General features: G+C 70.2%; 19 protein-coding genes and 3 pseudogenes. 10 read left to right on the top strand and 12 right to left on the bottom strand.

Features of this window, described 5'->3' with window-relative positions:
- Positions 1–242 precede the first annotated feature (242 nt).
- From ACFU8W_RS49305 to ACFU8W_RS49295, 3 genes are all read right to left on the bottom strand, one after another.
- The gene (locus ACFU8W_RS49305) at positions 243–1,208 is read right to left on the bottom strand and encodes an aldo/keto reductase (protein ID WP_384052398.1); all 966 of its coding nucleotides are present in this window, start codon (positions 1,206–1,208) and stop codon (positions 243–245) included.
- Positions 1,209–1,971: 763 nt separating this feature from the next.
- A complete protein-coding gene (locus ACFU8W_RS49300) occupies positions 1,972–2,439 on the bottom strand; it encodes a DUF5709 domain-containing protein (RefSeq protein ID WP_266988664.1) in 468 nt (155 codons plus the stop codon).
- Positions 2,440–3,045: 606 nt separating this feature from the next.
- Positions 3,046–3,918 (bottom strand): metallophosphoesterase family protein, encoded by an 873-nt coding sequence (locus ACFU8W_RS49295; RefSeq protein WP_384052396.1) that lies wholly within the window; start codon positions 3,916–3,918, stop codon positions 3,046–3,048.
- A gap of 449 nt (positions 3,919–4,367) precedes the next feature.
- On the opposite strand from ACFU8W_RS49295, the gene ACFU8W_RS49290 reads away from it, so the two are divergent.
- Positions 4,368–5,360: an aldo/keto reductase gene (locus ACFU8W_RS49290; protein ID WP_384052395.1), complete on the top strand. Its 993-nt coding sequence runs from the start codon at positions 4,368–4,370 to the stop codon at positions 5,358–5,360.
- Positions 5,361–5,376: 16 nt separating this feature from the next.
- Here the strand turns inward: ACFU8W_RS49290 and ACFU8W_RS49285 are convergent, their stop codons facing one another.
- Positions 5,377–5,772: a nitroreductase/quinone reductase family protein gene (locus ACFU8W_RS49285; protein WP_345511579.1), complete on the bottom strand. Its 396-nt coding sequence runs from the start codon at positions 5,770–5,772 to the stop codon at positions 5,377–5,379.
- Between the two features lie 252 nt (positions 5,773–6,024).
- Positions 6,025–6,927 carry a UbiA family prenyltransferase gene (locus ACFU8W_RS49280; RefSeq protein WP_384052394.1) on the bottom strand — a complete coding sequence of 301 codons (903 nt, stop codon included), beginning with the start codon at positions 6,925–6,927 and terminating at the stop codon, positions 6,025–6,027.
- A 42-nt stretch (positions 6,928–6,969) separates the two neighbouring features.
- On the opposite strand from ACFU8W_RS49280, the gene ACFU8W_RS49275 reads away from it, so the two are divergent.
- The 3 genes from ACFU8W_RS49275 to ACFU8W_RS49265 are packed head-to-tail and all read left to right on the top strand — an operon-like array spanning position 6,970 to position 9,590.
- On the top strand, positions 6,970–8,037 hold the full coding sequence (locus tag ACFU8W_RS49275) for a type III polyketide synthase (protein ID WP_384052393.1): 1,068 nt from the start codon (positions 6,970–6,972) through the stop codon (positions 8,035–8,037).
- Between the two features lie 6 nt (positions 8,038–8,043).
- Positions 8,044–8,580: an isoprenylcysteine carboxyl methyltransferase family protein gene (locus tag ACFU8W_RS49270; RefSeq protein WP_384052392.1), complete on the top strand. Its 537-nt coding sequence runs from the start codon at positions 8,044–8,046 to the stop codon at positions 8,578–8,580.
- A complete protein-coding gene (locus tag ACFU8W_RS49265) occupies positions 8,577–9,590 on the top strand; it encodes an NAD(P)/FAD-dependent oxidoreductase (protein WP_384052391.1) in 1,014 nt (337 codons plus the stop codon). The genes ACFU8W_RS49270 and ACFU8W_RS49265 overlap by 4 nt, the downstream gene beginning before the upstream one ends.
- 611 nt (positions 9,591–10,201) lie before the next feature.
- Here ACFU8W_RS49265 and lepB read toward each other — a convergent pair.
- The 5 genes from lepB to ACFU8W_RS49240 all read right to left on the bottom strand — a co-directional run bounded on the left by lepB (position 10,202) and on the right by ACFU8W_RS49240 (position 14,592).
- Positions 10,202–10,882: a signal peptidase I gene (gene lepB / locus ACFU8W_RS49260; RefSeq protein WP_384052390.1), complete on the bottom strand. Its 681-nt coding sequence runs from the start codon at positions 10,880–10,882 to the stop codon at positions 10,202–10,204.
- Positions 10,883–11,027: 145 nt separating this feature from the next.
- On the bottom strand, positions 11,028–11,618 hold the full coding sequence (locus ACFU8W_RS49255) for a hypothetical protein (protein ID WP_384052389.1): 591 nt from the start codon (positions 11,616–11,618) through the stop codon (positions 11,028–11,030).
- A gap of 258 nt (positions 11,619–11,876) precedes the next feature.
- Entirely contained in the window at positions 11,877–12,575 is a 699-nt protein-coding gene (locus tag ACFU8W_RS49250) for an HAD family hydrolase (RefSeq protein WP_384052388.1), read from the bottom strand.
- Between the two features lie 25 nt (positions 12,576–12,600).
- Entirely contained in the window at positions 12,601–13,086 is a 486-nt protein-coding gene (locus ACFU8W_RS49245) for an Lrp/AsnC family transcriptional regulator (RefSeq protein WP_345511570.1), read from the bottom strand.
- A gap of 87 nt (positions 13,087–13,173) precedes the next feature.
- Positions 13,174–14,592, bottom strand: coding sequence for an APC family permease (locus ACFU8W_RS49240; protein ID WP_384052387.1), 1,419 nt, complete (start codon positions 14,590–14,592; stop codon positions 13,174–13,176).
- Positions 14,593–14,976: 384 nt separating this feature from the next.
- Between ACFU8W_RS49240 and ACFU8W_RS49235 the strand changes: the two genes are divergently transcribed.
- From ACFU8W_RS49235 to ACFU8W_RS49225, 3 genes are read left to right on the top strand one after another with little or no spacing between them, the layout of a single operon-like run.
- Positions 14,977–15,171, top strand: coding sequence for a hypothetical protein (locus ACFU8W_RS49235; protein ID WP_384052386.1), 195 nt, complete (start codon positions 14,977–14,979; stop codon positions 15,169–15,171).
- 57 nt (positions 15,172–15,228) lie between these two features.
- A complete protein-coding gene (locus ACFU8W_RS49230; RefSeq protein ID WP_384052385.1) occupies positions 15,229–15,813 on the top strand; it encodes a Chromate resistance protein ChrB in 585 nt (194 codons plus the stop codon).
- A gap of 53 nt (positions 15,814–15,866) precedes the next feature.
- On the top strand, positions 15,867–17,006 hold the full coding sequence (locus ACFU8W_RS49225; protein ID WP_384052397.1) for an MFS transporter: 1,140 nt from the start codon (positions 15,867–15,869) through the stop codon (positions 17,004–17,006).
- Between the two features lie 13 nt (positions 17,007–17,019).
- On the opposite strand, the gene ACFU8W_RS49220 is transcribed toward ACFU8W_RS49225, so the two are convergent.
- Positions 17,020–17,394 carry a metalloregulator ArsR/SmtB family transcription factor gene (locus ACFU8W_RS49220; RefSeq protein ID WP_345511563.1) on the bottom strand — a complete coding sequence of 125 codons (375 nt, stop codon included), beginning with the start codon at positions 17,392–17,394 and terminating at the stop codon, positions 17,020–17,022.
- Between the two features lie 243 nt (positions 17,395–17,637).
- Here ACFU8W_RS49220 and ACFU8W_RS49215 point away from each other — a divergent pair, with 243 nt between their 5' ends.
- From ACFU8W_RS49215 to ACFU8W_RS49205, 3 genes and pseudogenes are all read left to right on the top strand, one after another.
- Entirely contained in the window at positions 17,638–17,778 is a 141-nt protein-coding gene (locus tag ACFU8W_RS49215; RefSeq protein WP_345511946.1) for a hypothetical protein, read from the top strand.
- 220 nt (positions 17,779–17,998) lie between these two features.
- Positions 17,999–18,400, top strand: a pseudogene (locus ACFU8W_RS49210) (FUSC family protein); the annotation flags it as partial.
- A gap of 531 nt (positions 18,401–18,931) precedes the next feature.
- Positions 18,932–20,017, top strand: a pseudogene (locus ACFU8W_RS49205) (integrase core domain-containing protein).
- 51 nt (positions 20,018–20,068) lie between these two features.
- Here the strand turns inward: ACFU8W_RS49205 and ACFU8W_RS49200 are convergent.
- Positions 20,069–20,638 (bottom strand): annotated as a pseudogene (locus ACFU8W_RS49200) (IS4 family transposase); the annotation flags it as partial.
- Positions 20,639–20,815 lie beyond the last annotated feature (177 nt).

Here is a 20,815-nt window from a genome sequence, read left to right as displayed (position 1 = left end):
CATCGCCCTCGCCATGCTCAGCCTCGGCGGCCATCGCCCCCACCTGCCGGGCCGTCACACCGCATAATCCCGCCCACGGAAGCGACCGAAGAGCCCTTTTTCCCAGGCTTTCCGGTGCACCGCCGGCCACCGAGGCCGACTGACCGTTTCGGCAGGGTGTGAACGAACCGGCCCGTGGACTCTCTTCCGCGGGCCGGTTCGTATGCCGGGGCATGTCAGGGCGGGCGACACCCGCCCGCGGATCAGGAGTAGAAGTTGCGCTGCCACCGGTGCTTGGCCAGCACGGCGAGCTGGTCGGTGGTGAGCGGCCGCCCGTCGCTCAGGGCCGTGTTGCGCTCGACGTTGCGTACGGTGCGCATGCCGGGAATGACGGTGGAAACCGCCGGCGAACTCAGTACGAACCGCAACGCGGTCTCGGCGATCTCATCGGGGGCGACAGCGAGGTCGGCGACGATCGCGGCCACCCGCTGTTCGACCTGTGCCGGGCGATCGTCGCGGAAGTAGCGGTTGCGCCAGTCACCCTCGGGGAACGTGGTGCCCGCGGTGATCCGACCGGTGAGGCCGCCCTCGTCCAGGGCCACCCGCACGATGACACCGACGCCGTGCTCCTCACAGGCCGGGAGCAGCGCGTCGGCGGGTGCCTGGTCGAAGATGTTGTAGATGACCTGCACGCTGTCCACGGCCCCGCTGCGTACGAGCGCGAGTGCGTTGTCGGGCTGGTGGTCGTTGATGGAGACGCCGAACAGGCGGATCTTGCCCTCCTGCTTCAGTGCGGCGATCGTCTCCAGCCAGTCGCCACGGCCGACCCAGTCGTCGCTCCACACATGGAACTGCAGTACGTCGAAGTGGTCGAGACCGCTGGTGCGCAGACTGGTCTCCAGGCTTGCGCGGATGTGCTCGCCCGGGAACGTCTCGGCCGGGTCGAGGCCGTCGGGCGGCGGCCATGTGCCGTTCTTCGGAGGCACTTTGGTCGCGACGCGTACCTCGTCGCCGGCCCGCTCGCGGACGACCCGGCCCACGATCCGCTCGCTCTCGCCGTAACCGCGGGCGGTATCGATGAAGTTCACGCCGAGGTCGATGGCGCGGTGCAGGGCCCGTACGGACTCGTCCTCCGTGGCGCCCACCCAGCTGGATTCACCGATGCCCCACGCGCCATAACCGATTTCGGACACGGACAGTCCACTTCGCCCCAGCTCGCGGTAGCGCACAATCAACCTCCACGTCATGGTCCTCGTCCTGGCCGAGTCGAGGATTCCGCCAGGAATCAGGTTGACGATAGGCGACGTGGGCGGCAGGGGCAGGTGGATTTTGCGGGGCCGCTGTCGTGGTCACGGGTTCGCCGCTGTGACAGAGGTGTGACGGCTGCTGCTGTCGCGGAGCGAGGGAATCGGGCGGTCGCGGCCGTGGGAGGCCTGGGGTATACGGGAACGGCGGCGCTGCTGATTGTGCCGAGAGACGAGGAAGGAGGTGGCCGACAAGCGGCGGGCGCCCAGGTGTGCCCCGTGGGTACGCCGTGCCCGCGAAGAAGTCGCGACGTGTCGGGCCGACAGCGTTCCTGCTCGGTGCGGTGATGGCACTGGCATATGCCATTTCGATGGTCCGGCCATGGGCGGTCGGTGCCCGGACGTGGATGTGGGGGGACGTCATCGTCTTCCCGTTCATCGCGCTCATGGCGTACTCGGTCGTCCTCGGTGACCGCGCGCCCGATGATTCAACTGTTTTCCGGGGCGGGGTCCGACGGTCCTGGAGGCCGGGACGGAACGGCTGCGAGGGTGCGTGGCGAGGCGCATCGGCGAATCACCGACGATTCACAGGACAGGTTTGAGATGTTGCGCTCCGATTTCATCGACCGCGTTCACTGAATGTGGATTGTCTCCCGCTTTCATGGCGACAGGATCGAGCACGCATGGTCCGAACTCTGCCGAGAGCCCGCGCACAGGCATCAGCGCTCAGGCTGCCCCTACGAGGGGCCTACTGGTTGTTCTGGTCGGGGACCACATGGACCGCCGCTTCCTCGGCGGAGGCCGCCGCGCCGTCGATTCCCATGTCGAGGGCGATCATGCACCTCTCATCGTCTCCGTGCGCGCCCTCGTCGGGCGCGACCAGTCGCCCCGCGCGCAGGTCACCGACCTCCCCGTCCCGGATCTCACCGTCCGTGTCGACGACGTCACCGATCCCGTCCCCGTCCGGGGCGTACACGTCCGGCTCCTCCTCACTGAGGCGCTGGTCGAGACTTTCTCCCTCTCGCTGCTCAGCCGCGGTGACACCATGGTGTTCCACGGCCCATGGCCGCTCAGGGGGTGAATAGCCTGTGTCGAGCGGGTCCTGGCCCGCCCTGTCGTCAAGGGTGTCGGCCGGGTCCAGCAGACCGGCATCGTCCTGCACCTCCGAGCCGTCCGGCTGGTAGACCTCGTCACCCATCGTGGTGTCGCCGTCCATGGCACCTCCACTGTCGCGAATGAACCGTCGGGACAAACGTCCCGCTTCGCGCCATGTCCTCTCTATCATCATCTGGGGTGTCGGCCGTCGGGACGACCGGAAGCGCGCCGGCGTCCCGACGCACTGCTCGGGGGAATGCGCCGTCCACGGGCAGAATCTTTCACCGAGGCGCCGTACGGCGGGCCGGTCGGATACGCGCGGGAGCCGCCGGGCCCAAGGTCAGCCGACGTGGACGCGGGGCCGCAGAGCGGGGTCCGGCTCCGCCCGGCGCAGCACCTCGCGGGTCACCGGGGTGACCTCGCCGTCGCCGAAGACGAGGAAGCGCAGCAGATGGCTGACCGGGTGGCCCTCGGTCCGGCCGCCGCGGCCTCGTCGATCAGCCGGACCGCGTTCTCGTCGATGACGGTCCGTCCGTTTCAGTGGACCGTGCCGACGCCCGTGCTGACGGGATGCCCGGCCGGTTCCACCGCGACCTCGTTCACTTCGGTACGGGGCCTCGAACGCCGGGACACCACCGCCCGGACAGCCTGTCCTCGCCACCACGGGCCGGACTGCCGAGCCGGTTCGGCCGGTCGGCGGCATGCGCCGGTCACTCGCACTCCGCGATCACCCGTTCTCCCCGGCCGCGCGCCGGTCCGTCGAGGGTGACGACAACGGGACGACCCGCAGCGGGGTGCGCGGCGGGCGGGCCCGCCATTCGCGCGGGTAGCCGATCGACACCTCCTCGAACCGCACGCCGTCGTAGTGAGTCACCCGCGGAATGTGCAGGTGCCCGTAGATCACGGCCGCGGCGCGGAAGCGGCGGTGCCAGTCCCGGGTGAGTTCCGTCCCGCACCACTGGGCGAACTCCGGGTACCGCAGCACATCGGTCGGTTCACGCACCAGCGGATAGTGGTTCACCAGAACCGTACGGTGGTTCTCCGGAACGGCGGCCAGCCGGAGTTCGGTCTGCCGTACCCGCGCACGGCACCAGTCGTCGCGTGTCGGGTACGGGTCGGGGTGGAGGAGGTGCTCGTCGGTGCAGACGACCCCGGTCCTGTGGGCGTAGGCGAGGGACTCCTCCTTGGTGGTCGTGCCCGGTGCGCGGAACGTGTAGTCGTACAGCACGAAGAGAGGCGCCACGGTCACCGGCCCCTCCTCGTCCTCCCACACCGGATAGGGATCCTCCGGGGTGACGACGCCCAGCTTCCGGCAGAGCTCGACCAGATGGAGGTACCGCGCCTCGCCCCGCAGCTCCACGGGGTCGCGCGGGTGGGTCCACAGCTCATGGTTGCCGGGGACCCACACGACCTTCGCGAAGCGCTCGCTGAGCATCTTCAGCGCCTGCTCGACGTCGGCGATCTTCTCGGCGACATCGCCTGCGACGACGAGCCAGTCGGCGTCGGTGCCGGGACGCAGGGACGACACGATGGCACGGTTATCGGCGTAGGCGACGTGCAGGTCGCTGACCGCCAGCAGCTGTCCGTTCAGGGCAAGCACTCCTCGTTCCGTGGGTTTCGCACCCGGCCGTCCCCGGCACTTCCCGTCAGTGGTGGAACAGTCCGGGACCGGAGCGGGCGAGCGTGACGCCGTGTGCCCGGCAGACCCGTTCGCCCTTCCCGGCTCCGATCGAACCATCTGGCCCGGCAATGTACGAGACGCCATGATGCCGGGCGTGGTCGCCGGATTCCGGCAGGGCCGGTGGGTCCGGCCACGAATCCGGTGAACCCCTCAGATGCGGTGCGCGCTTGCCGGTGCGCCGTGGGCGACGCCGTACGGGGCCAGGGCGACTACGCCTGTTCCGCGCGAAGGTGTGTCCGGTCCGACATGATCGCGCACCGATTCCCCGCCCGGGACCGGATCTCCCCGGCCGGTACCGCAAAGGGCGCACGGGGCGGGGCGGTGGGGCGCCCCTGTCGCCCCCGGTCTCCCGCGCCGACCGACGTAGCATGATCCCTATGGAAAAGCGCACACTCGGCAGGACCGGACAGGACGTATCCGTCGTCGGACAGGGCACTTGGCAGCTCGGCGGCGACTGGGGCGAGGTGGGGGAGGCGGACGCCTTCGGTGTCCTGGACGCGGCCGTCGAGTCGGGCGTCACCTTCTTCGACACGGCGGATGTGTACGGGGACGGCCGCAGCGAACAGCTCATCGGCCGCTATCTGAAGGACCGCCCCGACGCCGGAGTGTTCGTCGCGACAAAGATGGGCCGCCGAGCCGAACAGGTTCCGGAGAACTACGTCCTCGACAACTTCCGTACCTGGAACGACCGCTCGAGGGCCAATCTCGGTGTCGACACCCTCGACCTCGTGCAGTTGCACTGTCCGCCCACCGCCGTCTACTCCTCGGACGAGGTCTACGACGCACTCGACACCCTCGTCGCCGAGCAGCGGATCGCCGCGTACGCAGTGAGCGTCGAGACGTGTGCCGAGGCCCTCACCGCCATTGCCCGGCCCGGGGTCGCGAGCGTCCAGATCATCCTCAACCCGTTCCGTCTCAAGCCGCTGGACGACGTCCTCCCGGCCGCGCTGGCGGCTGGTGTGGGCATCATCGCGCGGGTGCCGCTCGCTTCCGGGCTGCTCTCCGGGAAGTACACCGAGGACACCGTCTTCGCCGCCGAGGACCACCGCACGTACAACCGCCACGGCGAGGCCTTCGACCAGGGTGAGACCTTCTCCGGCATCGAGTACGCGACCGGGGTGGCGGCGGCCGCAGAGTTCGCCGGGCTCGCACCGGAGGGGGCGACCTCGGCCCAGACTGCGCTGCGCTGGATCATTCAGCAGCCCGGTGTCACCAGCGTCATCCCGGGTGCGCGTTCCGTGAAGCAGGCGCGGGCCAACGCGGCGGCTGCGTCGCTTCCGCCGCTGCCGCAGAAGACGCTGGACGCGGTACGGGACCTCTATGACCGCCGCATCCGGGCCGCGATCCATCAGCGCTGGTAGCAGGACCGGCCGGTCGTCAGTCGTAGAGATCGACCCGCACGCTCAGCAGGTCGGTGCCGAGCGCTCGGACAGCCGCGCTGTTGAAGCGCGGCAGTGTCGCGAGCCGGGCGCGCGGGTCGTCCTGCGGGACCGGGTGGGCCGTTCCGGCGTGCCAGCGTCCCCTGATCCGGACCCGGACCTCCGGGTTCGCCCGGATGTTGCGTACGTACTGCGACTTCTCGCCGTACTCCGAGACCAGCCAGAACTCCCTCCCGGCCCGGCGGCCGCCGACCGGGGTGCGGCGGGGGAGTCCGGACGTGCGTCCCGTGGTCTCCAGGAGGGTCTGATTCGGCAGTCGGCGGATAATCGGGTTGCCGATCCGCCGCTGGAACGTCGTGACCGCCCGGAACTTCATCTCGTGATAGCGCGACATGCGTGACTCTCCCGTCGTTGCCGGTAGCTCTCGCCGGAGCCGGCCCAGGGGCTGTCCCGACATCCCCGGCGGGCGCACAACGACAGCTGCGGCACCTTACCGCGGTGTCGGAACCCAGCGGGTACGCCCAGTATCAGGATGCTCCTCCGCCCTGCGACGCACCGCACCGGACGCCGCGACCTGCCCGACCCCGATGCGCCGGACACCCCCGGTCGAGAAGCCGGGTGGGCTGCGGCATCCGGGGAGGGGTGATCAGCCCAGCGCCGCGCCGTGCAGGAGCAGCAGCGCGATGTCCATGCCGGCCAGGCCGAGCGTGGCCAGGAACGGCAGGCGGCTTTCGGGTGCGAAGCGCAGCGGGAGGCAGACGGCCACGGCCAGGGTCCCGGTCACGACGAGACCGGTCCAGCTCATCGCGTCCGGTGGCCCAGGTGGGCCGAGTACGAGGACGGTCGATGCGGCGAGCAGCGCGAATGCCGCGACAGTACGGGTCCGACGTCGGCCCAACCTCTGCGGCAGGCCGCGGACGTCTGTGGCCAGGTCGGCGTCGATGTCGGGGAGCACGTTGGTGAAGTGCGCGCCCACGCCGAGGAGCGCGCCCGCGACCACCGGCGTGGCGGCCGGCCAGGGGTGGCCCGGCAGCGCGAGCGTGACGAAGGCGGGCAGGAGGCCGAAGGCGACGGCGTACGGGAGCCAGGACAACCGTGTTCGTTTGAGGCCCAGGTTGTAGGACCAGGCGGCGGCGACCCCGATCAGATGGGCGCTGCCCGCCGCCGCGCCGTTCGCCAGCGACAGGGGGACGCACAGGGCGAGTGCGACGCAGGCCGCCACCGCGACGGTACGGGCCTTCACGGCGCCGTCCACGAGCGGCTTGTCACGCCGGTTCGCAGCCGTGTCCCGTGCGATGTCGATGCGGTCGTTGCTCCAGCCGACGGAGAGCTGTCCGGTGAGCAGGGCCAGAGCGACCAGGCAACTGCCGGACGCATCGCGGCCCGCGGCCACTGCCAGCGCGGTGATCAGGACGGAGACGGCCAGTGCGGGGGCCGGGTGGGCCGACAGGAACAGGGCCACCGCGACCCGGCCGAGGCGGGGAGCTGCCGACGGCACGGCGGCGGGCGCCGAGGCGGACACGGGAGGTGCCCGGAAAGTGTGATTCATGACGTTCGATCAAAACACGTTATTCGCCCGTATGGTGACGAGATGACGCGAATCATCGCGATCCATGGTGTGCTGCCGCCGCACCGGTACGAGCAGTCCGAGATCACCCATGCCTTCGGCGACATGTGCCTGCCACCCGGCGCCGACCGTGGTGTGCTGGAACGCCTGCACACGTCTGCCACGGTACGTGGCCGCCATCTGGCCCTGCCCCTGGAGCGGTACGCCTCCCTGAGCGGCTTCGGAGAGGCGAACGACGCGTTCATCGAATCCGCGCTCCCGCTGGGGGAACAGGCCGTACGCGGCGCCCTGGACCTGGCGGGTCTCGACGCGAGCGAGATCGACCTGGTCATCTCCACCTCGGTCACCGGTATCGCCGCCCCGTCGCTGGAGGCGCGGCTCGCCGGACGGGTCGGGTTGCGGCCCGATGTGAAACGCGTGCCGATCTTCGGCTTGGGCTGTGTGGCCGGAGCCGCCGGACTGGCCCGGGTCCACGACTACCTCGACGGCCACCCCGGACAGGTCGCACTGCTGCTCTCGGTCGAACTCTGTTCGCTGACCCTGCAACGCACCGACGCGTCCGTGCCGAACCTGGTGGCGGGCGCACTGTTCGGCGACGGCGCCGCCGCGGTCCTCGCGGTCGGCAGGGACCACCCGCACCGTCGGGGGCAACAGCGCGGGCCGGAGGTGGTCGCGACCCGCAGCGCGCTCTACCCCGGCACCGAACGCAGCCTGGGCTGGGACATCGGCGACGCGGGCTTCCGTATCGTCCTCGGCGCCGATCTCCCGGACCTGGTGCGCGAAACGCTCGGCGACGAGGTGCGCTCCTTCCTCTCGGACCACGACCTCAAGGCGCAGGACGTGACGGCCTGGGTCTGCCACCCCGGCGGTCCCCAGGTCCTGGAAGCCGTACGCGAGACGCTCGATCTGCCCGCCCGGGCACTGGAAGCGACCTGGCGTTCGCTGGCCGAGGTCGGCAATCTCTCCTCCGCGTCCGTCCTGCACATCCTCAGGGACACCCTGGCGCTGCACCCACCACCGCCCGGATCGCCCGGTCTCCTCCTCGCGATGGGGCCGGGCTTCTGCACCGAACAAGTCCTCCTCCGCTGGTAGCCGCCCGTGATCCCCTACACCGTCCTCATCCTCCTGGTCGCCTTCGAGCGCCTCGTCGAACTCGTCACGGCCCGGCGCAACGCAGCCTGGAGCCGTCGCCACGCCGGAACCGAGTACGGGCGCGGGCACTACCCCGTCATGGTCGTCCTCCACACCGCGCTGCTGGCCGGCTGCCTGGGGGAGACCTGGCTGGGCGACCGGCCCTTCCTTCCCGCGCTCGGCTGGCCGATGCTCGCCCTGGCCCTCGGTGCCCAGGGGCTGCGCTGGTGGTGCATCACCACGCTGGGGCCACGCTGGAACACCCGCGTCATCGTGGTGCCGGACCTGCCGCTCGTCACCGCCGGACCGTACCGATGGCTGGACCACCCCAATTACGTCGCCGTGATCGTCGAGGGCGTCGCGCTGCCGCTCGTCCACACCAACTGGCTCACCGCGACCGGATTCACGCTCCTCAACCTGCCGCTTCTCGCGACCCGCGTGCGGTGCGAGAACACCGCTCTGGCCGGGGCCGCCCCGGCGCCGACTCCCGCATCCACGCCATGATCGACCTGCTGGTGGTCGGCGGCGGCCCCGCCGGACTCGCCACCGCGATCCACGCCGCCGGATCCGGACTCGAAGCGGTGGTCATCGAACCGCGCCCCACCCCGATCGACAAGGCCTGCGGCGAGGGCCTCATGCCCGGGGCCGTGCACGCCCTGGCCGAACTCGGCATCACCGTCGTCGGACACCCACTGCGCGGGATCCGGTACGTCGACGACCACCACAGTGTCGAAGCCCTCTTCGCACCTGCCCCCGGCTGCGGTGTCCGGCGCACCGAACTGCACGCCGCCCTGGCCCGCCGAGCGGCGGAACTCGGCGTACCGGTGATCCCGGCGCGGGTGGACGGCGTCCGACAGAGCACCGACAGCGTCCGCGCAGCCGGTATCACCGCCCGCTACCTGGCCGCCGCCGACGGACTGCACTCACCGATCAGACGCCAACTCGGCCTGGACCGCCCGGATCCGCGGCCCCCGAGGTTCGGCCTGCGCCGCCACTACGCGATCGAACCCTGGACGGACTGCGTCGAGGTGCACTGGTCGGCACGGGCCGAGGCCTATGTCACGCCGCTCGGCCCGCGTCTGGTCGGCGTCGCCGTCCTGACCGCGGAACGCGGCCCGTTCGACAGCCACCTGGCCGACTTCCCCCTCCTCTCACGCCATCTGACCCCGGGCACCGCCACCCCTGTGCGCGGCGCCGGACCGCTGCGCCAGCGTGTCGGATCCCGGGCGGTCGGGCGGGTCCTGCTGGTCGGGGACGCCGCGGGATACATCGACGCGCTCACCGGCGAAGGGATCTCCCTGGCCCTCGCCGGGGCCGCGCAACTGGTGCGCTGTATCCGGGACGACCGCCCACTGGCGTACGAGCAGGCGTGGCGCAAGGTCTCCCGGCGCCACCGCCTGCTCACCGAATCGCTGCTCCGGGCCCGGCAGCACCCGCGGCTCGCTCGTCGTATCGTCCCGACCGCGACCCGCCTTCCCGCGGTCTTCACCGCCCTGGTCAACCAGTTGGCGTGACCGGCTCTCCGGGCGTGGCTGTCTCAGCAGCCTAAGGGCTGTCCCGTAATCCCTGGCGGGCACACGACGACAGCTACGGCACCTCGCTGTGTTGTCGGAACGCCCGAATACACCCAGTATGAGGACGCCCCTCCGCCTTGCGATGCACCGCATCTGACGCCGCGCGCTGATCCACCAGGGATTACGGGACAGCCCTTAGTCCTTCACCGCCGACGGCACCGTGGTCCAGAAGCCGCCGTCGAACTGGTCGGCACACCCGCCCGGGTGCGGCACCTGCGCGCCCTGTCCGCCGTGCTGCGGGAGCGCTGCGCGGTGCTGGGCGGTGCGCTGGTCCGCGAGACCCCGGCTGGAAGGTGACCGGGCTGCCGACGGGAGGAATGCATCTGTGGATCCAACTCCCGCCGGGAATATCCGACTTCGCGGTCGCCGAGGCGGTACGGGCGCATGGTGTGGTCGTCGACCCGGGCCGCCGCTACTACCCGGCCGAACCGCCGGACACCTACCTGCGTCTGGGTTTTTCCGCCGCCGCTGACCCCGCCGAGCTGACCGAGGGCGCCCGCCGCCTCGGTGCGGCCGCGCGAGGTGCCGAACGCCGAGGGCCGCGCGCCGCGTCAGGGGCGCTGGAAGGGCGGCGGAACCCCGGGAGCGGGGTACCCGGCACCCGCGTACCCGGTAAAGGGCGGGGGCGCCGTCGCCCGGCGCCGCCGCGTCAGCAGGCCCACCAGCGTGCAGACGGCACCCGCCAGGGCGAGAACCACACCGACGATTGCGCCGAGCCCCAGCACCGTCGGCACGGTGGCATCGTCAAGCGCACGTCCCCGCACGGCCGTCACGGGCACGGTTCCGGAGCCCTCGCCGGAGAAGTAGCGCGAGTCGTTGGCGTTTGCACGGTTGTCGCCGAGGAGGAACATCCGACCGGCCGGCACCTTCACGTCGTACGGGCCGTGCCCGCCGTCGACCTCCGCCCCCTTCAGGTACGGCTCCTTGAGCGGTGTCCCGTTGACGGTCAACCGGGTCCCGTCAAAGACCACATGGTCGCCTCCGAGCCCGATGACACGCTGCATCACGGCCTCGCCGTTGTAACGGTCCGGCACGCTGAAGAGCACCACATCGCCCTTCCGCGTCTCCTCGCCGGCGGTCTTCGCGATGAAGACCCGGTGACCCGGGACGTAGGTCGGTTCCATGGACTCGCCCCTGGGGGTCACCATCGTGTAGTCGCTGCGGATGGTCCAGAGCGCCCCCGCTGTCAGCACGATCCCGAGGACGGCAAGTACGGCCCCCGTGATCAACACCCCACGTCCCGCGCGTCGCATTCGCCGATCTCCCGTCGCAGTCATCACCCTCACCCCACACGTGCAGCGACACCGTAGAGGGTCCCGGGCGACGGGCAGACGGCGGGGCGGGGACGAGAAGGACGGGACGGCGGCGCCGACGCCCCTACTCCAGGCCGGAGACCTTGAACACGGTCCGGGCCGTGCGACGGTCGATGCGGTCTCCGAGCTGCCGCAGCGCCGTCGCCCCGCAGAGCAGCGTCCCGCGTTCCACGCAGGTGCGCGCGGCCTCGTCCAGGCGGTGCCAGAGAGCCGGATTGGCGACGAACACCCGGGGGTCGAGCTCGACCCGGCGGCCGAGGGCGTCGCGGAGCAGCAGGCGTTGCGCGACGCCGTCGGACCAGCGCACGGACACCAGGAGGTCCGTACGCACAGTCGTTCTGCGCAGCAGGCTGCGGGAGGAGAGCCACCCGGTGCCCGCACAGACGCGCGGGGGAACCAGGACCGCACACAGCACCGCGGCGATCGCCGCCCACAGTGGGACACGAAGCCAGGTGAGCCGGCCGGCGGCTGCGTCGACCGCCAGGAGGAGGCCCAGCAGCGTGACGGAGCAGCCGCCCGCGAAGCGGACGTCTCCGGCCCACTCGTGGTCGTGCACCGTCCCGCCAGGGGGCGGGACGGCACGGTCGGCACGGCTGATGCGGCCGGCAGGGCCGGCGTGGGGGTCGGGTACTGCCCCGGGGACGGGTCGTCGCATGACGCAGAGGCTATGGAGCGCGGAACAGGCGGTCGGCACGCCTTGACGAACCGCTGACGCCGGAGCCGTGTGTCCTGACGGATGTCTGACGACCAGCGGCGAGCGGAGTCAAGAAGGCGTGAAAACACGGCCTTCCGACGGCAAGGAGGCGACAGGACCGGGCGCAGCCCGTCACGCGAGGGCGCAACCTGAGTGGACCTGAACAGGTGTCGGGCATCGAGCTCGCCGGGAGCTTCCCGATGACTGCCACCGGCAAGATCAGGAAGGCTGAGCTCCGGACAGCCAGTCGTACGCGGTCTGCGCCGTGAACTCGCCCTGACCGCCGCGGAAGAGCAGCTCCGCCGTGGTGAACGCCGGATCGTCGGCCGTCGACGCCACATAGGGGACCGCGATGCAGCGCATGCCCGCCGCTTGCGCTGCCGCCACGCCCGGCGCCGCGTCCTCGAGCGCCACGCAGTCGCCGGGCGCCGCGCCCAGCCGCCGCGCGGCCTCCAGGAACACGTCCGGTGCCGGTTTCCCGTGCGCCACCTCGTCGGCGGAGACATACGTCGTGACGTACGCGCCGAGTCCGGTGCCCGCGAGCACCGCCTCGATCGCGGCCCGGGACGAACCCGATGCCACGGCCGTCGCGATCCCCTCCTGACGCAGCCGTTCCACGAACTTCCGCATCTCGGGGAACACCTCCGTCGAGGATCGGGCCAGCTCCAGATAGAGAGCGTCCTGGTCGGCGAGGAGTTCGTCGACGGGCGTCGCGATCCCGTACTCGGCCCGCAGTGCCGTCAGCGTCTCGCGGGTACTGATCCCGATGTACCGGGTGTGGTGCTCCCAGGTGAAGTCCGGCACGCCGGTACGGGCGAGGAGCCGGCGCCCCGCCTCGTAGTAGTTCGGCTCGCTGTCCACGAGTGTGCCGTCGAGATCGAAGATGACCGAGGGGGCAGGGCTGGGCCGAGTGCTCATGGCACCCAGCATGCCAAGGTGGTGGTCAGTTCGACGGTCCGGCCGTGGCCAGGCCGATGGATCGGACCAAGGGCAGCAGCCGGTGCGGAACCCGCTCGCGCAGGGCCACTTCGGTGCGGGTCCGTACCACGCCGGGCAACTGGATCAGCTGCTGGATCACATCCTCCAGGTGCCCGTTGTCGCGGGCCACGACCCGTGTCAGCAGATCCCCGCCGCCGGTGGTCGAGAACGCCTCGACGATCTCCGGTACGGCGGCGAGGGCCTCGCCCACCTCGTCCAGATGCCCCTGGGTGACCTCCAGGTGGACGAAGGCGAGCACCGGGTGGCCGAGCGCGGCGGGGGAGAGGACCGGGCCCGTACCGGTGATCACACCGTTCCGCTCCAGCCGGTCGATACGGGCCTGCACGGTGCCCCGGGCGACGGAGAGGATCCGTGCGTACTCCCGCACGCTGGTCCGGGGCTGCTCGATGAGCAACCGCAGGATGCGGGTGTCGAGCGCGTCCACCGCCATGGTCCGTCGGCCTCTTCCTGGTCTGCTGATAGGGACTCCGACTGTACCAATGGCCCAGTGAACGGGCCCGGGCCCGTCCACATGGAGTCAGGGACGGGCATCCTCGGGGAGGGTGACCAGCCAGTGGGTGTTGCGGCGGGGGCGGAGGTAGAAGGCCCAGTAGAGGGTGGCTGCCGCCATGATGCTGCCGGTCCACAGCAGGTACGTGGTCTCCTGCTGGCTGAGGATGTAGACGAGTACGACGATCAGCGCCACCGGCATCGCAGGCCAGAGGGGCATCCGCCAGGCGGGCAGGTCCTTGTGGCCGGTGCGGCGGGCGGCGAGCGCGGCCACGGCGACCAGCAGGTACATGCCGGTGACCGACACGCCGGTCACGCCGTACAGGGTGTCGAGGTTGACGAAGCACAGCGCCGCGCCGGGAACTCCGACCACCAGGGTGGCGACCCACGGCGAACCGAAGCGGCCGAGGCAGGCGAGGGCGTTGTTGACCGGCTCGGGCCACGCCTTGTCCCGGGCGGAGGCGAACAGCACCCGGGAGTTCTGGATGACCATGACGATGCCCGCGTTGATGATCGCGAGTGCGACGCAGAGGCTCACGAACGTACCGACGGCCGAGTTGCTCCAGGCGGTGACCATGCCGCTGATGTCACCGGAGGTGAGCGCCGCGAGGTTGGGTGCGCCCATCGTGATCGCGACCACCGGGACAAGGATGACGGCCGTCGAGATGGCCAGGGTGGCGAGGACCGTGCGGGCGACGTTGCGCCGCGGGTTCTCCATCTCCTCGGAGAGGTAGACGGCGGTGGAGAAGCCCTGGGTGATGAAGAGTGCGATGGCCAGACCCGAGACGACCAGCATCGCGGTGACCGGACGGGACGCCCCGCTGTCGCTCGCGACCACACCATGGATCAGGCTGCCCGCGCCGCGCTCGGTGTGGGCGAAGCCGAGCACGGCGACGACGGCCGCCGCGATGACTTCGAGAACCAGGAAGACGCCGGTGATCCAGGCGTTGGCACGCAGGTCCAGCAGACCCGCCAGGGTGGCGAGCACCATGACCCCGGCCCCGGCGGCCTCGGCCGGGATGTGGACCAGCGGAGCGAGGTAGTCCGCCGTGCCCATGGCGATCACGGGCGGGACGATCATGACGACCAGCAGAGACAGGACGAACACAAGCCACCCGGCCAGCCGACCGGTCAGGGTGGTGACCATGGCGTACTCGCCGCCCGCGCTGGGGATCATGGTGCCCAGCTCCGAGTAGCAGAACGCCACAGCGATACAGAGCAGCGAACCGATGGCGATGGTGAGCGCGGTGGCGGAGCCGAGATCGCCGAACAGGTCGGGCACGACCACGAAGAGCGTGGATGCGGGCGTCACGCAGGAGAGGGTCAGCAGGGTCCCCCCGACGACGCCGATGGAACGCTTGAGGGTGCGCGGGCCGTCCTGGCTGTGGGGATCGGTCTCCGCCGGTGCGGTGCCGGAGGTGACGGGCTGGCTGAGCATGTCGGTCATGGAGCGGTTCCGATCGACTGGGTGTGACGGGTGACGGCGGGAGCGCTATCGCCTCCGTGGCTTGCTGCGCTGTTGGTTTCGTCTGCTCCCGGCGCGTTATGGAAACCTGTGGGATCCGTCACGTCAACCATCCATTACCTACGGAATTCGTTGTCGCCAGGCGCGTGGCTGGCGGTATTCGTAGATTGGGTGAGGGTTGGCCCCTTATTGACAACTTGATGGTTCAGTTTCTTCGCTTGCTTGATGACCTTCGAAATGAAGGCATGGATTTGCTGGTGCCTTTGATGCGTGAGTCGGCGGTGAGGGGTTCGGGTGCGGTGAACCGCGCTCGGACCGCAACGGGATGCGCAGCGTGTAATCGGTCACGTTGTACGGATTTTTGCCTTGCGCGACGTGCGGGAGTTGCGGCTCGGTCCGACTGTCCAGGTGGGGGCGACCACGAAATCGCCGCCCGCCTTCCTCGGTGCGCGGGGCGCCGTCGTCCTCACGTCGCCGACCGCGCTGCTCGCCGCATCGGTCGCCGCGGAGGGTCCGGCCCACCGTCGCCGCCTGCCCGCGGCGCACGGTGCGCCCGGGTGAGGCGGACCACGTGACGCCCGCTCCTCGTGACGATGTAACCAGTGTTACTTTTGCTCGATGAGTGAGGAATCGCCGACATCCCCGCTGTCGTGGGTGGTGCTGATCGTGCGGCTGCCGACGCAGCCCTCCCGGCACCGGGTCGCGGTATGGCGGGAGCTGCGCAAGGTCGGCGCGCTGTCTCTCGGGCAGGGCGTGTGGGCGGTACCGGAGGTGCCGGTCTTCGCCGACGGCGTTCAGCGGGCCGTGCAGCTGACCGAACGCGCCGGCGGCGAGGCCGTGGTGCTGCGCGCCGCCGGGCGCGAACCGGCCGACGCCGCCCGGTTCCAGGCCATGTTCACCGCCGCACGCGAGGAGGACTGGGCGGAGTTCCTGGCCGACTGCGGAAAATACGAGACGGAGCTGGACAAGGAGATCCGTCATGCCAAGTTCACCCTGGCCGAGCTCGAGGAGGAGGAGCAGAGCCTGGAGCGGCTGCGCCGCTGGCACCGTGACCTGAAGGCCCGGGACGTGTTCGGGGCGCCGGGATCCGGTGCGGGCGACCGGCAACTGGCCGAGTGTGCCCGGCGGTTCGAGGACTACAGCGAGAGGGTCTTCGCCCACCTGCACGCCTTCGGTTCGGACGGCGGAGGCGCGCAGCCGTGACCCCCGGGCCTGCCCAGGAATCGAGGCCTCTGCCCGCGGCGTCGTGGCGGCGGATGTGGCCGCTGTACGCAGCAGGGTTCACCACCGCCTTCGGCGCGCACGGCATCGCGGCCAACCTCGGCCAGGGCGATGTCGGTCTGACGCGTTCGGTGCTGTACCTCGGGCTGTTGCTCGCGCTGTACGACGGGGCCGAGGTGGTGCTCAAGCCGGTGTTCGGGACGCTCGCCGACCGGATCGGCGCCCGGCCGGTGCTGCTCGGCGGGCTCATCGCGTTCGCCGCCGCCTCCGCGGTCTTCGTGGTGGTCCGCGATCCCGGCCTGCTGTGGGCCGCCCGGCTGGGACAGGGCGCGGCCGCCTCCGCGTTCTCACCCGCCGCCTCCGCGCTGGTGGCCCGCCTCAACCCGCAGGCCCGGCACGGCCGTGCATTCGGCTCGTACGGATTCTTCAAGAGCATCGGCTACACCGCAGGCCCCCTGCTCGGCGGCGTGCTGGTCTGGGCCGGCGGCCTGACGCTGTTGTTCGCGGTGCTGACGGCCCTGGCCGCCGCGGTCGCCCTGTGGGCCGCGTTCGAGGTACCTGCCGTCCCGCCTCTGCCCAAGGCGCGTCAGACCGTCCTGGGGCTCGTCCGGCGACTGGCCGACGGTGCCTTTCTGCGGCCGGTGGCAGCCCTGGCCGCCGCCACTGCCGCACTGTCCGTCGGGGTCGGGTTCCTGCCGGTGTCCGGGGTGGCTGCCGGTCTGTCGCCGGTGGTGACCGGCGCGGCCGTCTCCGTCCTCGCCCTGTGCGCCGCGCTCGTGCAGCCGTGGGCCGGGCGTGCCCTGGACGACGGGCGCCTCGGCGCCGGCGGGGGACTGGTGGCCGGACTGCTGGTCACCGCGTGCGGACTGACCGCCGCCATGCTGCCCGGCCTGCCCGGCATCCTGTCGGCCGCCGTGCTGATCGGGGCTGGAACCGGGCTGATCACTCCGCTCGGCTTCGCCGCCCTCGCGGGTGCCACCCCGCACGAACGGCTCGGCCAGACCATGGGAACGGCCGAACTCGGACGTGAACTCGGCGACGCCGGAGGCCCGTTGCTGGTCGCCGCCGTCGCCGGTGCCGCCGGCTTGACCTGGGGCTTCGCGGTACTCGCCGCAGCGACCGCCGTCCTGCCGCTTCTCCTGGCCGCTCGCCGCACGCCCCCGGCGCGCGGCTGACCTTGCCTTGGGTTCAGCGCGCCGCGGTCACCCGTGGGGTGTCGCGCAGCCCCAGGCGCAGGTGCTCGACGTGGAAGAGGGCCTGTTCCAGGAGTTCGGCCACGTGGTTGTCGTAGAGCGCGTAGATCACCGAGCGGCCCCGGCGTTCGCCGGTGACCAGGCCGAGGTTGCGCAGCAGCCGGAGCTGGTGGGAGCAGGCGGACTGTTCCATACCGACCGCGTCGGCGAGTTCCGTCGCGGCGCAGGGGCCCTCCTGGAGCTGGGCGAGGATCCGCAGCCGGGACGGAGTGGCCAGCGCCTGGAGGGTGGCGGCGACATCGGCGGTGCCCACTGTTTCGAGGCGTTCGCGTGACGTGGCGGCTTGCGTGCCGTCGGATCCGTGGCCCATGGGCCTCATCCTACGGAGAGGCATACATGAATGTATGTTCATAAATTCATGTATGGTGCCGGCGTCCCGGCCTGGAGGTCGTCATGGAGCGCCTCGGTCAGGTCGATGCGGTCGCCCTGGACAAGACCGGCACCCTCACCGAGGGCACCCCGTGCGTCACCGGCATCCGGGTCCTGGCCGGATGCGGCCTCGACGAGGGCGCCCTCCTCACGCCGGCGGCGGCCGCCGAGCACCCCAGCGGTCGTGTGGGACCTGGCCGGCACTCTGCCGCTTCCGCTCGGTGTCCTCGACCGTGAGGGCTCCACCGTGATCGTCGGCCTCAACGGCCTGCGCCTGCTGCGGGACGGCGCCTGGAAGCGCGCCCGTGCCGAGGCCGGCGCGTGAACCGCCCGGAAGGTCTTCCTTCGGCCCGACGGTTCAGCAGGACGTGATCCATTGGCGCTCACCTGGCACATCGAAAGCGTATCGGGTTGTGCCAATGGCACAGTTGCGTCGGTTCGACTTGAGCCAGATGGCGGCGAGATGCTCTCATTATCCCGGTCGATGGCGCTGCGGATCCCGCGGCGCCTTTTTCATGTCCGGACAGAACAGGGAGTGGTAATCGGTGCTGAAGCGGATGTTGGTGGCTCCGGACCCGGGGCGGCTGCGGCTGCGCAGCTCGGCCCGGGCCGTTCTCGGCATCGGTATGGCCGTGACCCTCTCGGGCCTGGTCAGTCACTCGCTTCCCGCGGCCGTCGCCGGCGGTCTCGCCGCTCTGCTCGCACTTTTCACGGTCACCGACGCACAGGTCCGCGACCAGGCGCTCACCACCTTGCTGCTGCCCGTCGTCGGATTCCCGGTCCTGGCTGTCGCGACGGCGCTGCACGACTACCCCCTGGCGCGCGACGCCGCGTTCCTCGCCGTCGTCTGCGCGGGGGTGTACGCGCGCCGCTGGGGTCCCCGCGGTCATGCCCTGGGGGTTTTCGCGTTCATGGCGTTCTTCGCAGTGTCAAGTCGACACTCGGTCGTCAGCCCTGTGTAGCGCGTGTTTCTGCTGGTCAAGCCTGAGTTCGAGCGGAGGTGTCGATCCGCATGTGCGGGCAGGTGTACTTAACTGAATCAGGGCGTATGCTGACTGCTTGCTGATTTCCCTGACTAATCGTCAGCCTCCTCCTGGACGTGCTCGACCAGCAGCGGCTGCCCCGACACCGGTCCGGCCGGACTCCTGCGGACCGAGACTGGCTCGGAGCGCGACTGCGGGGCCTCACCGTGGCCGAAGCCGGGAATGAACTCCTCCTGCGTCGCGACGGCGTGGTCCGGACACAGCTCGATGACCGTGCTGAGGATCTTCGTCGCGCAGGGGGGAACTCCAGCATCTCGTGTTCGAACAACGAGAGCCGTCGACGATCGGGCGAACCCGGGGGGATCTCCTAGCGGCAGGGCAGAGCCCGGCCTTGCTGTTGTGGCTGTCCCGCTCGAAAATACGATTTAGCGGCTGTGGCCTGCACATTTACTGATCCTGGCGACAAGGCCTCGACTGGCCTGCGATGATCTGCGGATGTCGCTGTCGGTCGTCGCCACGCTCGTCCGGAATCTGATCACCGTGCCCGCTGCCGTACTGTGCAGCCGTATGGCCAAAGATGCGGAAGTTCTCGCGCTCCGGCACGAGAACGCGGTGCTGCGCCGGCAGATCGCCCGGGTCTGCTACGAGCCCGCCGACCGGATCTGGCTTGCCGCACTCTCCCGGCTGATCCCGCGCGAACGCTGGCGCCAGGTCTTCGCGGTCACCCCCACCACACTGCTGGCCTGGCACCGTCAACTCCTCGCCGACAAGTGGGCGTTCACCCAACGCCGCCGCCCCGGCCGACCCTCCACCGCGCCCGCCGTCAAGCAGCTCATTCTGCGCCTGGCCCGCGAGAACAGCACCTGAGGCCACCGCCGGATTCAAGGCGAACTCGCCCGCCTGGGCTACGCGATCGCCCCGTCCACAGTCTGGGAGATCCTGCATGCCGCCGGCATCGACCCCGCCCCGCAGCGCTCCGGGCCGACCTGGCGCCAGTTCCTCACCGCCCAGGCCCACGGCATCATCGCCGCCGACTTCCTCCACCTCGACACCGTGTCACTCAAGCGCCTCTACGCCCTGGTCGTCTTCGAGCACGGCACCCGGCGCCTCCACCTCGCCGGCGTCACCGCCCCTCCCACCGCGCAATGGACCGTCCAGCAGGCCAGGAACCTCGCCGTGATCCTGGACCGCCGCATCGACTCGCTGCGTTTCCTCCTCCGGGACCGGGACAGCAAGGACACCCGTGCCTTCGACGCCGTCTTCGAGGCCGACGGCGTGGAGATTCTGCTCAGCCCACCACGGGCACCCAAAGCGAACGCGATCTGCGAGCGAGTCGTGGGCACCCTCCGCCGCGAGCTCCTCGACCGCATGCTGATCTACAACGAGGCCCACGCCGTGAAAGTGCTGACCGAGTACATCCAGCACTACAACGGACACCGTCCCCACCAATCCCGCCAGCAGCTACCCCCGGACAGCGACCAACCGTCCAACCCGGCCGCCATCACCGACCTCCAGGCCCACCGGATCCGGCGACAACCCATCCTCGGAGGATTGATCAACCAGTATCACCGCGCCGCCTGACCAAACGACACCACCGCAGCTCACAGCGCGGAATCGTATTTTCGAGCGGGACAGGGAAAATGCGCCCTGCGCACCTGAACGGCGGGCGATGCGGAGGGCCTTGACGAAGGAGACTCTGTCGGGGTCCTGGCCGGTGTGCGCGGCGGTGTCAGCCATCAGGGTGCGGATGGCGTAGTGGCAGCACAGGTGTCCCCAGATTTCTTGCTGGACAAGGTCGGGGGCTTTCGAGCGCAGTACCGCGCGGGGCCCGCGTTGATGGGTCTTCAGTTCATCGAAGGTTGTCTCGATCTCCCATCGTTGGGCATAGACGGCTGCGAGGTCCTCGGCGCCGGCCTCGGCCGGGTCGAGGATCGTGGTCAGCAGCCGGTATTCCTCGGGGTTGTCCCGGCCGTCATCGACCGTGTAGTCGATCACTCTGACTGTGAGCGGCTCCGTCGTGGCCCGGTTCGTGCCCGACGTCGGGACGATCCGGGCCAGCCAGGACCCATCGGCCAGTGTTTCCAGATGCCGGGGCCGCAGGTTCGTTTTCACTCGCCAGAGCAGATCCGCGCCCGTGGCGGCGGCCTGCTGCCACAGACGGAACCCGTAGAAGCCCCGGTCGGCCAGGACCAGTTGGCCCGGACCGGACATCAGAAGACGGCTTCACCGCACCAGAACGCGGTATCCCCCCTACAATAACCCAAAAGCTCTTAACTGAACGGTATGACTCTGTTGGTGATCTTGTGAGGGACGCTGACAGGTCGTCTGTTCGGCGGTTCGCTGGAGTTGGGCGGGGTGGTTCCAGGGAGAGGGCCGGAG

It is taken from the genome of Streptomyces sp. NPDC057565, from assembly GCF_042801455.1.
Taxonomy (GTDB): Bacteria; Actinomycetota; Actinomycetes; order Streptomycetales; family Streptomycetaceae; genus Streptomyces; species Streptomyces yanii.
Note: the sequence above shows the minus strand (reverse complement) of the source record. Positions and strands in the feature narration are given on the sequence as shown.

Excerpts from the sequence above, each read along its gene's own strand:
- ACFU8W_RS49280 (WP_384052394.1), bottom strand. The coding sequence starts at position 6,927 with ATGAATCACACTTTCCGGGCACCTCCCGTGTCCGCCTCGGCGCCCGCC.
- ACFU8W_RS49250 (WP_384052388.1), bottom strand. The coding sequence starts at position 12,575 with ATGAGCACTCGGCCCAGCCCTGCCCCCTCGGTCATCTTCGATCTCGAC.
- ACFU8W_RS49290 (WP_384052395.1), top strand. The coding sequence starts at position 4,368 with ATGATCCCTATGGAAAAGCGCACACTCGGCAGGACCGGACAGGACGTA.
- ACFU8W_RS49220 (WP_345511563.1), bottom strand. The coding sequence starts at position 17,394 with ATGGGCCACGGATCCGACGGCACGCAAGCCGCCACGTCACGCGAACGC.
- ACFU8W_RS49245 (WP_345511570.1), bottom strand. The coding sequence starts at position 13,086 with ATGGCGGTGGACGCGCTCGACACCCGCATCCTGCGGTTGCTCATCGAG.
- ACFU8W_RS49275 (WP_384052393.1), top strand. The coding sequence starts at position 6,970 with ATGACGCGAATCATCGCGATCCATGGTGTGCTGCCGCCGCACCGGTAC.
- ACFU8W_RS49300 (WP_266988664.1), bottom strand. The coding sequence starts at position 2,439 with ATGGACGGCGACACCACGATGGGTGACGAGGTCTACCAGCCGGACGGC.
- ACFU8W_RS49285 (WP_345511579.1), bottom strand. The coding sequence starts at position 5,772 with ATGTCGCGCTATCACGAGATGAAGTTCCGGGCGGTCACGACGTTCCAG.
- ACFU8W_RS49225 (WP_384052397.1), top strand. The coding sequence starts at position 15,867 with ATGTGGCCGCTGTACGCAGCAGGGTTCACCACCGCCTTCGGCGCGCAC.
- ACFU8W_RS49230 (WP_384052385.1), top strand. The coding sequence starts at position 15,229 with ATGAGTGAGGAATCGCCGACATCCCCGCTGTCGTGGGTGGTGCTGATC.
- ACFU8W_RS49265 (WP_384052391.1), top strand. The coding sequence starts at position 8,577 with ATGATCGACCTGCTGGTGGTCGGCGGCGGCCCCGCCGGACTCGCCACC.
- ACFU8W_RS49240 (WP_384052387.1), bottom strand. The coding sequence starts at position 14,592 with ATGACCGACATGCTCAGCCAGCCCGTCACCTCCGGCACCGCACCGGCG.
- ACFU8W_RS49255 (WP_384052389.1), bottom strand. The coding sequence starts at position 11,618 with ATGCGACGACCCGTCCCCGGGGCAGTACCCGACCCCCACGCCGGCCCT.